The 15,535-nt window shown below is 57.3% G+C and carries 12 protein-coding genes; 6 read left to right on the forward strand and 6 right to left on the reverse strand.

Going from position 1 to position 15,535, the window contains the following annotated elements; all coding sequences use genetic code 11:
- The first annotated feature begins 53 nt into the window (after positions 1-53).
- On the forward strand, positions 54-3,590 hold the full coding sequence (locus J8G15_RS04960; RefSeq protein WP_210546435.1) for a DUF2126 domain-containing protein: 3,537 nt from the start codon (positions 54-56) through the stop codon (positions 3,588-3,590).
- On the opposite strand, the gene J8G15_RS04965 is transcribed toward J8G15_RS04960, so the two are convergent.
- Positions 3,565-4,302 carry a ProQ/FINO family protein gene (locus J8G15_RS04965; protein ID WP_210546436.1) on the reverse strand — a complete coding sequence of 246 codons (738 nt, stop codon included), beginning with the start codon at positions 4,300-4,302 and terminating at the stop codon, positions 3,565-3,567. The two genes, J8G15_RS04960 and J8G15_RS04965, sit on opposite strands and share 26 nt — an antisense overlap.
- Before the next feature lie 84 nt (positions 4,303-4,386).
- Here J8G15_RS04965 and J8G15_RS04970 point away from each other — a divergent pair, with 84 nt between their 5' ends.
- From J8G15_RS04970 to J8G15_RS04985, 4 genes are all read left to right on the forward strand, one after another.
- Positions 4,387-5,478, forward strand: a complete 1,092-nt coding sequence (locus tag J8G15_RS04970) for an SPOR domain-containing protein (protein ID WP_210546437.1) — start codon at positions 4,387-4,389, stop codon at positions 5,476-5,478.
- 73 nt (positions 5,479-5,551) lie between these two features.
- Positions 5,552-8,230 (forward strand): circularly permuted type 2 ATP-grasp protein, encoded by a 2,679-nt coding sequence (locus J8G15_RS04975; protein WP_210546438.1) that lies wholly within the window; start codon positions 5,552-5,554, stop codon positions 8,228-8,230.
- Positions 8,227-9,198 (forward strand): transglutaminase family protein, encoded by a 972-nt coding sequence (locus tag J8G15_RS04980; RefSeq protein WP_210546439.1) that lies wholly within the window; start codon positions 8,227-8,229, stop codon positions 9,196-9,198. Before J8G15_RS04975 ends, J8G15_RS04980 begins: the two co-directional genes overlap by 4 nt.
- A 96-nt stretch (positions 9,199-9,294) precedes the next feature.
- Positions 9,295-9,750 (forward strand): RidA family protein, encoded by a 456-nt coding sequence (locus tag J8G15_RS04985; protein ID WP_210546440.1) that lies wholly within the window; start codon positions 9,295-9,297, stop codon positions 9,748-9,750.
- A gap of 41 nt (positions 9,751-9,791) precedes the next feature.
- On the opposite strand, the gene folK is transcribed toward J8G15_RS04985, so the two are convergent.
- From folK to J8G15_RS05010, 5 genes are all read right to left on the reverse strand, one after another.
- Positions 9,792-10,265 carry a 2-amino-4-hydroxy-6-hydroxymethyldihydropteridine diphosphokinase gene (gene folK / locus J8G15_RS04990; RefSeq protein ID WP_370627495.1) on the reverse strand — a complete coding sequence of 158 codons (474 nt, stop codon included), beginning with the start codon at positions 10,263-10,265 and terminating at the stop codon, positions 9,792-9,794.
- A gap of 5 nt (positions 10,266-10,270) precedes the next feature.
- A complete protein-coding gene (pcnB, locus tag J8G15_RS04995) occupies positions 10,271-11,848 on the reverse strand; it encodes a polynucleotide adenylyltransferase PcnB (protein WP_210546441.1) in 1,578 nt (525 codons plus the stop codon).
- A 72-nt stretch (positions 11,849-11,920) separates the two neighbouring features.
- Entirely contained in the window at positions 11,921-12,592 is a 672-nt protein-coding gene (locus tag J8G15_RS05000) for an HAD family phosphatase (RefSeq protein ID WP_210546442.1), read from the reverse strand.
- A gap of 3 nt (positions 12,593-12,595) precedes the next feature.
- Positions 12,596-13,282 (reverse strand): DnaA regulatory inactivator Hda, encoded by a 687-nt coding sequence (gene hda / locus J8G15_RS05005; protein WP_210546443.1) that lies wholly within the window; start codon positions 13,280-13,282, stop codon positions 12,596-12,598.
- Complete coding sequence (locus J8G15_RS05010) at positions 13,283-14,374, reverse strand: AI-2E family transporter (protein ID WP_210546444.1); 1,092 nt, start codon at positions 14,372-14,374, stop codon at positions 13,283-13,285.
- Between the two features lie 93 nt (positions 14,375-14,467).
- Between J8G15_RS05010 and purM the strand changes: the two genes are divergently transcribed.
- Positions 14,468-15,511 (forward strand): phosphoribosylformylglycinamidine cyclo-ligase, encoded by a 1,044-nt coding sequence (gene purM / locus J8G15_RS05015; RefSeq protein ID WP_210546445.1) that lies wholly within the window; start codon positions 14,468-14,470, stop codon positions 15,509-15,511.
- Positions 15,512-15,535: the final 24 nt, after the last annotated feature.

Here is a 15,535-nt window from a genome sequence, read left to right on the forward strand (position 1 = left end):
GATATAGTGAGAAGCAAGGCCCCGTCTTGTCGAACAATAAGAGAGGCGAAAACATGTCAATTCACGCAGCCCTGAGCCACATCACTCATTACAAATACGACCGCCCTGTCAACCTCGGTCCTCAGGTCATCCGTTTGCGCCCAGCCCCTCACTGCCGCAGCAAAATTATTTCGTATTCGCTCAAGATTGACCCCGTTGATCACTACATCAACTGGCAGCAAGATCCGTTTGCCAACTACCAAGGACGATTGGTCTTTGACAAAAAAACGACAGAATTTAAAGTCACGGTCGATCTGGTGGTCGAGATGGCCGTCTACAACCCGTTTGACTTCTTTCTGGAGCCAGCGGCGGAAGAGTTCCCGTTCAAGTACGAGCCACTGCTGGAACAAGAACTGGCTCCCTATCTGGCCGTTGACCCTGCCACCGAACGATTGAAGGCCTACCTCGCCAAGGTCAACATGACCAAGCGCCGCACGATTGATTTCCTGGTGGACATCAATCGAATGCTGCACAAGGACATCAATTACCTGATCCGGATGGAGCCAGGGGTGCAAACTCCGGACGAGACACTCAAGTTGGGCTCGGGCTCTTGCCGTGATTCGGGCTGGTTGCTGGTTCAAATGCTGCGTCACTGCGGACTGGCCGCTCGTTTTGTTTCCGGGTATTTGATCCAACTGAAGCCAGACGTCAAGTCCTTGGACGGCCCAAGCGGCACCGAGGTGGATTTCACCGACTTGCACGCGTGGTGTGAGGTGTACTTGCCCGGCGCGGGCTGGATTGGCCTGGACGCCACATCCGGTCTGATGGCGGGCGAAGGCCATATTCCTCTGGCATGCACGCCCCAACCATCCGGCGCGGCGCCCATTGAGGGCGGCATGGACGAGTGCGAGGTTGAGTTCGAGCACTTAATGGAAGTCACCCGCATTTACGAATCCCCACGGGTCACAAAACCATACACAGAAGAGCAGTGGAACGAGGTGATGACACTCGGCCACACGGTAGACCAGCAATTGCAGGCAGGCGACGTGCGCCTGACTATGGGCGGTGAGCCCACGTTTGTCGCCGTCAATGACCGAGACGCCGGCGAGTGGAACACCGATGCGCTGGGCCCTACAAAGCGGGGGTTTGCCACCGCCTTGGTCCACAAACTACGCCGCGAATACGGCGAAGGCGGTTTTCTGCATTTTGGACAGGGCAAGTGGTACCCCGGCGAGCAACTGCCACGGTGGGCACTCAATATTTACTGGCGCACCGACAAACAAGCCGTCTGGTCCAACCCGGCGCTGTTCACAGATGAGCGTTCGCCAACGCACTACACCAGTGAAGATGCGCGCCGATTCACTCAAACACTTGCGGCCAAGCTAAGCATGAGTGACGAGCACATGCAGGCTGCGCATGAGGACGTTTGGTACTACCTCTGGCGTGAACGTCGCCTGCCGGTCAATGTCGACCCGTTCAATTCGAAACTGGACGATGAAATGGAGCGGGCGCGACTGCGCCGGGTGTTTGAGCAGAAGCTCGACTCGGTTGTCGGCTACGTTTTGCCACTCAAACCGTCGGACACCGCAGCGGGCGAGCGCCCCGTATGGACAACGGGTTCGTGGTTCTTGCGTGATGAGCGCATGTACCTGATGCCGGGCGACTCCCCCATGGGATTGCGCTTGCCGCTGGATTCATTGCCGTGGGTAAGCAAGGCAGATTTCCCTTACCTCAATGAGCAAGATCCGTGGAGCCCTCGCACTGACCTGCCCAGCCATCAGAACCTTGCCGCCCGCTACCAAGGATCTGCGCCGGCGCCAGCCGCTCAGGCAGCGACCCGCCAAGCCTGGGATGACTCGGCCAACGCTGCGCCCTACCTTGCAGGAACCGGGCCTCAAGCCGAAGCAACCCGCAAGATGCAAACGCCGTCTGCGTCCAGCGTCAACCACAGCGCCGCCAGCGCACAAGGGACTACGCAGGTTGAGCCGTCCGACTTCTCCAGAGCGCCTAAGCTCAAAGAGTCGGCCCACTGGATCACCCGTACTGCGCTGTGCGTCGAAGTGCGTGACCCGCGTCGGGCAAGCGGACCCAAAGCAGAGTCTGTGGGTGAAAACTCTGGCGTGCTCTACATCTTCATGCCGCCGCTGGAAAAGCTGGACGACTATCTGGATCTATTGGCCGCCATCGAAGCCACGGCAGAGTCACTGGAGCTTCAGATTGTTCTGGAAGGCTACCCACCTCCCCGTGACCCCCGGTTGAAGTTGCTTCAAGTCACGCCTGACCCCGGTGTGATTGAAGTCAACATCCACCCGGTGACGAACTGGGACGATCTGGTCAAGAACACCGAGTTTCTGTACAACGCGGCATTTGAGTCGCGCTTGTCCGCTGAAAAGTTCATGAAAGATGGCCGCCACACCGGAACCGGTGGCGGCAATCACTTTGTGATGGGTGGCGCAACCCCCTCAGACAGCCCCTTTTTGCGTAAACCAGAGTTGCTGGCCAGCTTGCTGCTCTATTGGCACAACCACCCCTCACTGAGCTATTTGTTCAGCGGCATGTTTGTCGGCCCAACCAGCCAGGCTCCTCGCGTGGACGAGGCCCGCAACGACCAGTTGTACGAGCTGGAAATTGCCATCGAGCAAATCTACAAAAACCGCGAGTTGCATGGCCAGAGCATGCCCCCGTGGTTGGTAGACCGCACCTTGCGCAACATCCTGATCGACGCGACCGGCAACACCCATCGCAGTGAGTTCTCCATCGACAAGATGTACTCGCCCGACTCGGCCACGGGTCGCCTGGGTCTGTTGGAGTTGCGCGCTTTTGAGATGCCGCCGCATCCGCGGATGAGCGTGGTGCAGCAGCTATTGCTTCGTGCTTTGGTCGCCCGCTTCTGGAACACGCCTTACAAAGCGCCGGCTACCCGCTGGGGTACCGAGTTGCATGACCGTTTCCTGTTGCCCACCTTTATCCAGATGGATTTCAATGATGTGATGCAGGAAATGCGTGATGCCGGTTACGCCTTCGATGACAGCTGGTTCGCGCCGCACTACGAGTTCCGCTTCCCTGTAGTGGGCTCCGTCAAGTCGTCCAGTATCGAGCTGACCATGCGCAACGCGCTGGAGCCTTGGCATGTGATGGGCGAAGAAGGCGCACCAGGCGGCACCGCCCGTTACGTCGATTCGTCTTTGGAGCGGATGGAAGTTCGCGTCACCGGCCTCAACGAGAGCCGCTATGTGGTGACCTGCAACGGACACGCGTTGCCCCTGCAATCCACGGGAACCATGGGCGAGTATGTGGCTGGCGTGCGTTACAAGGCCTGGAATCCACCTTCGGCCCTGCACCCCAGCATCGGCATCCATGCGCCACTGACGTTTGACATCGTGGACACTTGGATGAAGCGTTCGATTGGCGGTTGTCAGTACTACGTTGCCCACCCCGGTGGTTTGAACCCGGACACCTTCCCGGTCAATTCCTACGAGGCAGAAAGCCGACGCATGGCTCGCTTTACCGCCATGGGACACACGCCCAGCAAGTTGGTCGTGCCACCCGCCACGATTAACGTGGCAGGCAGCCGGGAATTTCCGTTTACGCTGGATCTTCGTCGGGTGTAATCGGCGTCGGCGCAGTCTGGTCAGTCGCTTCAGGCTGATTTTCTGCCTGCCGGCGTTCGCGGCGCTTCAGCGCACCAACCACATCACGGGGGTTTAGCCCGTACATCTCAGCAAACTCTTCAGGCGTTTTTCCACTGCCGTCAAACGCCCGGAGAGTTGCCTCTTCTTTCGCCATCTTCTGCTCGTGCTCGGCCAAGGCTTCAGCCAGCAGGGCATTGATCGCTTCGTCTTTGGTCTGCACTCGCGCCAAATAAAGCTGGTGGGTCATTCCTGAGGCCTCAAAAGCTGCCATCAATTGATTGCGCAGTTTGGGACGCAAGTCGTCGCGTGAACGACGCTGGCGGCGGCGAAACAACTCAACCACTGCAAAAAACACATGCTCGGGTGCTAGCTCATCACCTGGAATGCCTTGCAAATCATGACGCTTGTTGCCTGCCGCCACGCTTTGGAGATAGCGGGTGGACCGGGTGTGCTGGCCCAGCGCCAGCTTCAGGGTCTCTCGCTCAAAATGATCGGGGTGTGCCGCCATCAGTTCCTGAAAAACACCAAGTTTCAATGGTAGAAACTCAGCACCAAACAATTGGGGATAAAGCTCAAACAGTTTTTCGAGAACGGGCTGAACTGAAGCTGCGCTGGAAGTTGCCTTCACAGGGCGCTCCACCACGGAGGTGTCTTCGTTCTGAACGGGAGCGTCTGGGGTGTTGCTGGTCATGGAGGCCTTCATTGAGTCAACCTTCGATTGTCAACCAATTTCAATGCCAGGGCGTTCAATGGCGACCCGGGAGCCCTTCGCACCGTGCCAGAATATCGAATGCCCTCGCCCACCTTGCCACCAGTCCCCAACAAAACGACACTCGACCTGTCCGCGGACAGTGCGACCCAAGCACTTTATAAAGCCGCCATCGGACCGTTGAACCGGGACTACTACCTACCGATATTCAGCGGCTATGAATCGACATCAAAAATTGCGCTGCAATGGAATACAGCGGCCAGTCTGTACACACTGAACTGGATGATCTTTCGCCGACTGTGGAGCGCCGCCTTGATCTATGCCGGAGCGCTGGCCACCAGCCTCTTCGTGATATTTGGAGTCGGTAGGGCAATCTTTAGCCCGTCAACAGACATCGAACTTGGCTTGGCGATCGTGATACTGACCCTGAGCTTTGTAGTGCCAGGTCTGTTTGGCAACTCTTGGCTGCACACCGATTGTCGCCAACGCATGGCGCGAGCCTTGAGCCAGACCACATCACTGGCGCAAGCCTGCGATCGTTTGGCGGCTGAATCCAGCTCTAGGAATCGCTTTCTAGGCTTGATTGCGATGAACTTGGCAGCCATCAGCGCAGTGGCAGGCCATTTTCTGGCAGGCAATGATCTAGAGCAGCCACCCCACCCCTCGCCGTTGCCGGTAACGGAAACTGCGACGGTAGCGAAAGAACCCAATTTATCCAGCGCGAGTCCCGCCTTGCCGGCAATGCCTGGGGCCGACCCCGTACCCGCTCTGGCTGCCACCGTATCCGTCGCCGAGACTACGCCCAATCCGGTCTTGCCGGCGCCGCCTCCACCAATGCCCGAACCTGCGGTCACTCAGCCAGTAGCGGTCGCAATTGAAGCGCAACCGCTCAAAGTGATCAAACCCACGCAAACCAAACCCGCGGCGGAGGTGATCTATTACGTCAACGTTGGCTTATTTTCCAACACGGACAACGCGGAAAGGGTCCACCAGCGCTTGAAGGACGACGGGATGGCAGTGAAAACCGACACTTTAAACATGGCCAATGGCCAGCGCTCGCGGGTTAGAGTGGGCCCCTATCCCACCCGCTTAGCGGCAGATGCAGCGGCACGATCAGTTCGAGCGATGGGACTGGACGCGATCGTGCGTCAACAATGACGCCGGTCAGCCCGGGGGTTTCCCATAGGCCTGATCAAGCCGGACCGACCTCAGACTGGCATACTCGGCTGAAATGAACGAGACAAGAGAAGACCAACAGCCCGATAGAGGCCGCCAGATCCCGCCACTATTGGCCGGCGCCGCTCGACCCGGGCATTTCGACGAATTGCGTGGGCAGCTTTTATCGGTCGCCCATGAGTCAGCGCAGGAGACTAGTGAGTCGCTTGCCGATGCATCCGCGCTGAGCGGAGATTGGCGTGATTTTTTTGAGCAAATTGATGCCAAGAACCCACTCGATCTAAACCACCAACTGACCAGTCTTCAGCGACAAATTCGCGACAACGGCGTGACATACAACGTCTACTCCGACGACGGAGGGCCTCAACGCCCCTGGTCTCTCGACTTGTTTCCCCTGCTGATTGACCCCACCTGCTGGCAAAAAATTGAAGCAGGGGTGCGTCAGCGCATGCGGTTGTTGGAAAGTATCATGTCGGATGTGTATGGCCCGCAAACGTTGCTTGAGCAAGGTATGCTGCCGCCCGCCCTGGTTCAAGGTCATCCTGGCTATTTGCGCGCCATGCAGGGTGTCCGCCCCGTTGGCGGGACCTATCTGCATATCGCGGCGTTTGACTTGGCTCATGGACCGGACGGCAACTGGTGGGTCATTGGCCAACGCACGCAGGCGCCTTCGGGTCTAGGCTACCTGCTGGAGAACCGGTTGGCCATTTCAAGCCAGTTTCCCCAGGCTTTTCAAAACATGCGGGTTCAGCGGCTTGCCGCCACCTACCGGGCGCTCATGGACAGCCTCAAGCTCTTGAGCCCCGCTGGAAGCAACTCCCATCTTGTTCTCTTGACGCCCGGGCCCTACAACGAAACTTATTTTGAACATGCCTTTTTGGCCCGTTACCTCGGGCTCACCCTGGTCGAGGGAAGCGATCTGGTGGTTCGCCGGGAACACGTTTACTTGAAAACACTCAAGGGCTTAGTGCCTGTTCACGGGCTACTCAAGCGGGTGGATGATGAGTATCTGGACCCGCTGGAGCAGCGGCCGGACTCCACCTTGGGGGTGCCTGGGCTGTTGCAGGCCATTCGCGCAGGCAATGTCCTGGTCGCTAATGCGCCGGGGTCAGCCTTCTTGGAGTCTCCCGCTCTGCTGGGATTTTTGCCGGCGCTTTCAGAACATTTGATTCAGGAAGAATTGCAGCTTCCGTCGTTGCCAACTTGGTGGTGTGGTGAAGCCTCGGCCATGCAGGAGGCACTGGCACAGCTGTCAGCCTGCGTGGTCAAGCCGACCTACCCCGGCTCAGTGGCACAAGGAAGCTTCAATGCCGTGTTGGGTCGCGCCCTCTCTCCCGCCGCGCTGGATCAATGGGAAAAGCGGATCCAGGACAACCCCGACTGGCACACCGTACAGCGCTACCTGCCACTTTCACAAATGCCCACTTGGCCGCCCTCGGCATCAGCGGCCGCGGCAACTCAGAAGCCTCCCCAGGTTTCCATGCGGTCGGTTGTCTTGCGCGTCTTCGCCGTCAGTGACGGCACTCAGTCTTGGCGTGTATTGCCTGGCGGGCTGGCGCGGGTGGCCAGCCCATCATCGGAGGTGGCCTCCATGCAACGAGGGGGGAGCAGCGCCGATGTCTGGGCCCTGACCGGTGGCGAAGTCGATCAAACCACTCTTTTGCTACCCAATTTCACACCAGCGGCACTGGCACAACGCAAACGGATGGTGACGAGCCGCGCGGCGGAAAATCTCTTTTGGCTGGGGCGATACACCGAACGTGCTGAAAATGCGATCCGCCTCGCCCGCCTGACACTGGAGTGTCTGAATGGCGAGGAGCGCTCCTCCGAACCGCTACTGGATTGGCTGAGCCAGATGGCTGTGTCCAACACACTAGTGTTACCGGACGTGCCCCCGGCCGGGCTTTCTCGCCGCGTTTTTGAGCGCTCTTTAATCGCAGGGCTGAGCTCATCAACAGGTGCAACCAGTGTGGGCTACTACTTGCGCGCTCTTAAACAAGCGGGGGCAAGTGTGCGTGAGCGCCTGTCCCAGGAGCATTGGCGCATTCTCATCCGTGCTGAGGAGCAATTGTTTTCACGCTGCGCCGAGCCCATTGTGGCGCGGGACTTCTCGCATGTGGAGGCCCTGCAAATATTGCGGGACAGTAGCGACCACATGGCTGCCATCACCGGCGCACAGACGGACCGGATGACCCGCGATGATGGCTGGCGTCTGCTCAGCATTGGGCGCCATATTGAGCGGCTTAGCTTTTTGGCCAACGCGCTTTTCTGCGGATTTGATACCGGCTCGATCGAATCGGACGGCGGTTTTGACGCCATGCTGTCCCTGTTTGACAGCACCATTACCTTTCACGCCCAGTTTCAGCAGAACCGGGACTTGCCAGCCCTAATTGATTTACTGGTCCTTGATCGGGACAACCCCCGCTCACTCAACTGGGTGGCTCACACCTTGAGAGGCCGGTTGGCCAAACTCGCGGGTAGTGAGCCAGGGCAACTCAGCGCCCTGTCGTTGCGAGTGCCAGACCCCAACCGTCATGGACTGGCACCACTTTGCGAAACCAAACCTCGGGAGCAAGACGAGTCAGGCAGCGTCAATGGCCAGCAAGACTACTATTTCGCCCTGAACGAGTTGATGTTGCAATGCTCAGCAGCGTCCAATAAGGTGTCTGACGCCATCAGTACCACTTACTTCACCCACTCGGCGCAAGCGAAAACTCGGAAAACAGCACCATGAGGCTGCAGGTCACCCACGACACGTTCTATGACTACGCCCCGGCAGTTGAAACAGCCCAACATCTGGCCTACCTGAGACCACTTCACTCGGCTTACCAACAACTGCTCAGTCATACGATGAGCATCGACCCGCCACCCGCTCAACTAACACAAAATTTGGATGTATTTGGCAACCTGCGCAGTTTTTTCTCATTGGACTCTGCCCATGAAACACTCCGCGTGGTGGCCAAGAGTGTGGTGCTCACGAGCGCCCGCGAGTTACCGATAAGCACGCTATCTTGGGAAGGCACACAAAACTACTTTCAGTATCAGTCTGGAAGACACTTGGACAAGGCATCCGAGTATGTTTTCTCGTCACCCTTTTGCCCACGTCATGCGGACTTTGCCAGCTACGCACGCCCGAGCTTCGGACCTGGCGTTGGCGTACTGGACGGCGCCGCAGACCTGATGCGCCGGATCTACACCGACTTCACTTACGAAAGTGAGAGCACGCAAATCAACACCCCGGCTCGCGAGGCTCTGGTTCAGCGCAAAGGCGTCTGCCAAGACTTTGCGCACATCATGATTGCCTGCCTGCGTGCTCTCGGCCTACCCGCACGCTATGTCAGCGGCTACTTGTTGACTCAGCCAGCACCAGGCACCGTCAAACTTCAAGGCAGTGACGCATCCCACGCCTGGGTGGCGGTTTACGTGCCCGACTTGCCTGAGGGGGATCGCTGGTGTGACCTGGACCCCACCAACAACCGGGCCGGATGGCACTCCCCTGGCGAGGACTATGTGACTTTGGGCACTGGGCGCGACTTTGCTGATGTGTCCCCGATTCGGGGGGTCATTCACGGCGGCGCAAGTCATACTTTGACAGTCGGTGTCACCGTAGAACCCCTGCTCGATGACCTTTCTTTGCCGCCCCTGCCGCCGTTCAGCCCGATGGCCCCAGGCGGCGCATCGCAAAACCAGTTTCAAGCTTAGCTAATTGGGCATTAATGCTATTAATATAGTAGCTGTATGTGCAGGTAAAATAGGGGCCAACGGCCAATTTGATCATCAAACCACCAAGGAGACATCATGAGTATTTATGAAAAGCTGAGCGAGCTCAACATCACACTGCCACCGGTTTCAGTGCCCGCAGCGGCCTACCTGCCCTTCGTTCAGACCGGCAACCTCGTTTTCTTGAGTGGTCACATCGCCAAGAAGGACGGAAAACCCTGGGTTGGCCAGTTAGGCAAGGACACCTCAACAGAGCAAGGCAAAGCGGCCGCCCGCGCCATCGCCATCGATCTGATGGGCACCTTGCATGCCGCAGTGGGCGACCTGAACCGGGTCAAACGTATCGTCAAACTGATGTCATTGGTCAATTCGACCGGTGACTTCACCGAGCAACACTTGGTGACCAATGGCGCCAGCGAGTTGTTTGGCGAAGTCTTTGCGGCCAAGGGCGCTCACGCACGCAGCGCTTTTGGCGTCGCGCAAATTCCAATGGGTGCCTGCGTTGAGATCGAGTTGATCGCTGAACTGGAGTAACCAACGGCCGCCCGGTGGCGCGGCGTGTTGCCCGTCCCGCCCTACGCGGTCAGGCGAGTGATTGCTTGACCCGCCACTGCCTGCATTTGCGCGTCACTGACCTGTTCAGGTGAGATTTCCGCCAAGGGAATTAAAACAAACGCCCTCTCGAACATACGGGGGTGCGGCACATGCAATAAAGGGCTGTTGATCACTCCTTGGCCGTATGTCAGTATGTCCAAATCCAACAAACGAGGGGCATTGCGATAGGGTCTCGCGCGCCCTGCTGTGTTTTCAATGCACTGCAAGCCGGCCAGAAGATCTGGAGCGGTTAAGTCAGTTTGAAGCTCAGCAACCGCGTTCACATAGTCCGGCCCACTTGAATCGACGGGTGCGGTCAAGTACAAGCTGGAGCAACGTACCGATCGAACCCCGACAAGTGCTTGAAGATCTTGGATGGCCTTTTGGATAGCGACAATGGGATCACCCAAGTTCGCCCCCAGAGCGACATAGGCAGTCACCAAGGGACGACTCACACCGTTCAAACGCCGGAGTCCGGCGCCACCTCTCCCGCGGTTTTAGGGCCCGTGCTGCGCCGACGCCGGCGGCGCTTCTTGGGCGCATCGCCGATTTCACCACTGGGTTCAGAGTTTTCCGCACCTGATTGTGAAGGTGCAGACACATTGGCGTCATCAACGGGGGCGGCTTTAGGCATCTTGTGGACCCGTGGCGCCCGCTGGCGCTGTTGTTGCTCGTCCCGGACCTGGTCCACCATGTCTTGGCGCACATCATCATGCGCCATGCTGAACTCCTGCCACCAGTCGGCCAGCATTTCCTCGACTTCCCCTGCGTCGGCCCGAAGTCGCATGAAGTCGAACGCTGCACGGAAACGGGGTTGGTCGACCATGCCAAAGGGCACACTGCCTACCCGCTTCTCAAAGCGCGGCTGCATCATCCAGATTTCGCGCATGTCGCCGGCCAACTTGCCGCGCCCTGACACATCACCGATGCGGGCATTGAACACATCGTCAATCGCGTCCTGAAGGGCTGGGTGCGAGTGCTGCCCTTGCTTGAGCCGAAGCGCCCATCCGTCCCGCACGTCCGCCCACAAAACACAAGCCAACAAGAAGCTCGGGGCCACCGGCTTGCCTTCGCCTACCCGACGGTCAGTGTCGCGAAGCGCGGCATTGACAAAAGTCTGAGCGGCGCGCTCAACCACCACATCCAGCAAGGGGTAAATACCCCGGGCCATGCCGAGTGCTTTCAATTGCTCAATAGAAGCCAGTGCGTGGCCGGTCTGCAAAAGCTTGAGCATTTCATCAAACAATCGACTTTGTGGCACATCGGCCAACAATTGCTGTGACTTGACTAAAGGCGCGGCTGTTTTGGCTTCCAACTCGAAGCCCAGCGCGCTAAGTTTTGCAGAGAAACGTACCGCGCGAATAATTCGCACCGGGTCTTCCCGGTAGCGGGTGGCCGCATCGCCAATCATGCGAATGATGCGCTTCTGAGCATCCCGAATTCCGTTGTGATAGTCCACCACAACCTGGGTTTCCGGGTCGTAGTACATGGCGTTGATGGTGAAATCACGCCGAACTGCGTCCTCTTCTTGCGGCCCCCAAACATTGTCACGCAAAACCCGCCCTGAAGCGTCTACGGCGTGTTTCATGCCGGCGAGCTCGCTCTTGCTGGTGCGCTCGTTGCCAGCTACCGCCTCAGCGGCAGCATTGTCCATATAGGCTCGAAAGGTCGAGACTTCAATCACCTCATGCTCTCGCCCACGCCCGTAAACAACGTGAACAATGCGAAAGCGCCGTCCAATAATGAAGGCGCGGCGAAACAACCCCTTGACCTGCTCTGGCGTGGCATTGGTGGCCACATCAAAGTCTTTGGGGGCCAGCCCAACCATCAGGTCTCGCACAGCGCCACCCACAATGTAAGCCTCAAAACCGGCCGCTTTCAAGGTGCGAACAACATTGAGCGCACGCTCATCCACCAAGGCGGGGTTAATACCGTGGGTGGCAACACCCACTTCCTCTCGCTTGCCAAACTGCTGTTTTTTGCCTTTGGCCGCTACGGCGGACTTGCCCAGTAGCTTGTCGATAAAATTTTTAATCATTGAAACCTGAAACTTTGAGAGACAACCGCGCAATTTACAACGCAGCCCGGATTCTCTTCACTAAAAAAAGACTCAAAACAAGTCAAGTATGCGCCATCCCCGTTGAACCGCGATGGCGCGCAGGCGCTCGTCCGGATTTGTTGCGACGGGATGGGTCACATTTTCCATCAGACTGAGATCGTTGATGGAATCTGTGTAAAAAGTGCTTTCCACGTCGGCCAAGCGCAGCTGCCGCGATGCAAGCCACGCCTCAAGCCTCGTCACCTTGCCTTCGCGGAACGAAGGAACACCCTTGATTTCACCCGTGAACCAGCTACCACCAACTGTATCTTCGCGCTCCAACTCAACCGCCAGAAGTTCATCCACCCCAAACGCCTTAGCGATGGGACGTGTCACGAACTCATTGGTCGCGGTGATGATCAGCACCTGATCACCAGCGTCCTGGTGCCCCGCGACCAAATTCAGGGCCTGAGGCTTGATCGCTGGCGCAATCACATCCCTCATGAAGTCAGCGTGAGCTACTTCTGATTCGATAGCGCCATGCGTTCGCATGGCTGCCGTCGAAAAGCGAATGTACTCTCGAATATCGAGCGTGCCTGCCTTGTAATCCGCATAGAAGTCGTCGTTGCGCAGGGTGAAGTCAATCGGATCATTCCAACCCAAACTTGTTGTAAACACTCCCCAGGAATGGTCCGAATCCAGAGGTATAAGGGTGTGATCAAGATCGAAAAGTGCCAACTTCATGAATCAGGTGTTCTCCAGCATGGATTTGATAAGCGGTATGGTGATGGCACGTTTGGTTTGAAGCGCGTAGCCATCCAGGTGCTCGAGCAGCTCCATGAGGCTGCCCAAGTCACGGCTGAACCGGTTGAGCATGAAGTCCATGACTTCGTCGCCCAGAAAGACGCCCCGCGCGTCAGCCGCCTGGCGAAGTACGGACCGTCGCTCAGACTCACTAAGTACATGCAACTGAAACACGTGACCCCAACCCAAACGGCTGCGCAGGTCGTCGCGCAATTTCAGATCAGCCGGAGGCAATGCGCCGGCGGCCAAAATCCAGCGTTGATGTGTTTGTGCGTTGATGAACCAGTTGAATGCGGCTTGCTGCTGCACGGAGTTGTACTGGTGTACGTCATCCATCAGGATCGTGGCCCAGCGTTCATCAAACTCCGGTGGCTCTTGCACATTGGCGTCCAGCCAGCCAACGCTGGCGCCCTGCTCCCGCAGCGCTTCCAGAACCGCCTTCAATAAGTGCGTTTTCCCGCTTGCGCTGCTGCCCCATAAATAGGTAGGCACCGGCGATCGGACCGCCCCACCGGCCTTTTGACCCACCCACAGCGCGAGGTGGCTCAACACAGCGTCATTCGGACCGGCAAAAAAAGTTTTAAGTGTTGGTTCGGTTGCCAAACCAATATCAAGTGCGATTTGTTTCATCTATTGGCCTCCCTTTTGGTAAAGCTGGCTGGACAGATAGTGGGCTTGCGCACGCCGAACTGCGACAAGCAAGACCGCACTAACAGGCAAGGCCACCAAGACGCCCACGAATCCAAAAAGGTGTCCAAATGCCAGCAGCGCAAAAATTACAGCCAGCGGATGCAGACCAATTCGCTCGCCCACCAATCGAGGGGTTAAAAAAAGGCTCTCAATGAACTGACCCAAGCCATAAACGACAGCGACCATCACAATCGCCTTGGTTGGCCCCGCCGACGTCGCAAACTCCAAAAAACCGGCGAGAGTGGCCAATATCAAGCCCAAACCAAAGCCGACATAAGGCACAAAAACCGCCAACCCCGTAAAGACACCAATTGGCAATGCCAGATCCAGGCCAAACAACGCCAATCCAATGCTGTAAAAAACCGCCAACACTAACATCACCAACAACTGACCGCGCAAATACTGGCCCAACACAGCATCAGCTTCGGCAGTGAAACTGTCAAATGAGGTACGCATATGCGGCGGCACAAACAAAAGAACGCGGGGGACAAGTTTGTGCCAATCCGTCAACAAGTAGAACAGGGCCACGGGTATCAGCACGGCATTGCCAAAAATGGCAAACGCCACACTGCCGCCCAGCTTGAGTGATGTCATGACCGAGGCGAAAGCATTGTCAGCATTGGCGTTGAGATACTTCAACATGAAGGCCTTGATACTGCCGACATCCCATGAGAAGGCGATTCCGAACTGTGCAAAGAACGGCTTTAACGTTGAGTTCAATGTATCCAGAAGCACCGGCACCTGCTCCCGCATCAGTGGCAACTGTTTCACCAAAATTGGGACAACGAGCAGCATCACGGCAAGGACGACCACAATAAACAACAATTCCACGACCAGCACCGCGAGCATGCGCGGCAGGCGGCGGTTGCCGACGTTGTCCAGCCAATCGACCAACGGGGTTAGAGCGTAGGCCAATACCGTGGCAATGACAAAGGGCGTCAAAACAGGCGCCAACAGCCACAACGCGAACGAAATGAACGCCGTCAATAGGCACCAGCTGGCGGCTCTTTTTTGAGTTGGGGTGAATTGCATAGGGATAGATGGGATGGAACCCTTAAAATCAGGGCAAATTTTATAGGGCGCTGTTGAATCGCCCGCTCCAACGCAACTACGAACGCACTTTACATGACAACTCCCCTGAATCCCGCCCCCCTGTCTTACAAAGATGCAGGCGTCGACATTGACGCAGGTGATGCACTGATCGAGCGCATCAAGCCAATGGCCAAGAAAACCATGCGCGAAGGCGTGTTGGCCGGAATTGGCGGATTTGGCGCACTGTTCGAAGTTCCCAAGCGCTACAAGGAGCCGGTGTTGGTCAGCGGCACTGATGGCGTTGGCACCAAGCTTAAATTGGCATTTGAATGGTCCATGCACGACACCGTTGGCATCGACTTGGTAGCCATGAGTGTCAACGATGTTCTGGTGCAAGGCGCAGAACCCCTCTTTTTCCTGGACTATTTTGCTTGCGGAAAATTGGACATTGACACCGCTGCGGCCGTCGTTGGCGGTATTGCAAAAGGCTGCGAACTGTCTGGGTGCGCCTTGATTGGCGGCGAAACGGCTGAAATGCCCGGCATGTACCCGGCGGGCGAATACGACCTTGCCGGCTTTGCGGTTGGTGCAGTCGAAAAGTCAAAAATTTTGACTGGCCAAACAATCAAACCGGGTGACGTTGTTCTGGGATTGGCTTCCAGCGGCGTGCACTCGAATGGCTTCAGCTTGGTGCGCAAGTGCATTGAGCGGGTCGGCGACGCTTTGCCGGCCACGTTGGACGGCAAACCGTTCAAACAAGCAGTGATGGAGCCCACCCGTCTGTATGTCAAGACTGTGCTGGCGGCGCTGGCCGCGCACCCTATTAAGGCATTGGCCCACATTACAGGTGGCGGCTTGCTCGAAAACATTCCCCGTGTTTTGCCAGAAGGAACAGCGGCCCACCTGCAAAAGGGAAGCTGGCCGCAAACTGAATTATTCGCCTGGCTGAAAACAACTGCCGGAATCGACGACATTGAAATGAACCGAACCTTCAACAACGGCATTGGAATGGTCGTCGTGATAGACGCTGAGCACGCTTCCGCCTGCCAGGCAACCCTGCAGGCTGCCGGCGAACAAGTTCACGTGATTGGTTTAATTGCCCCCCGCGGCGATGGCGCGTCGGTCATCATCCGCTAATTAAAGAAGCTCCTTGGCGTCAAG

Source organism: Rhodoferax sp. PAMC 29310 (genome assembly GCF_017948265.1).
Taxonomy (GTDB): Bacteria; Pseudomonadota; Gammaproteobacteria; order Burkholderiales; family Burkholderiaceae_C; genus Rhodoferax.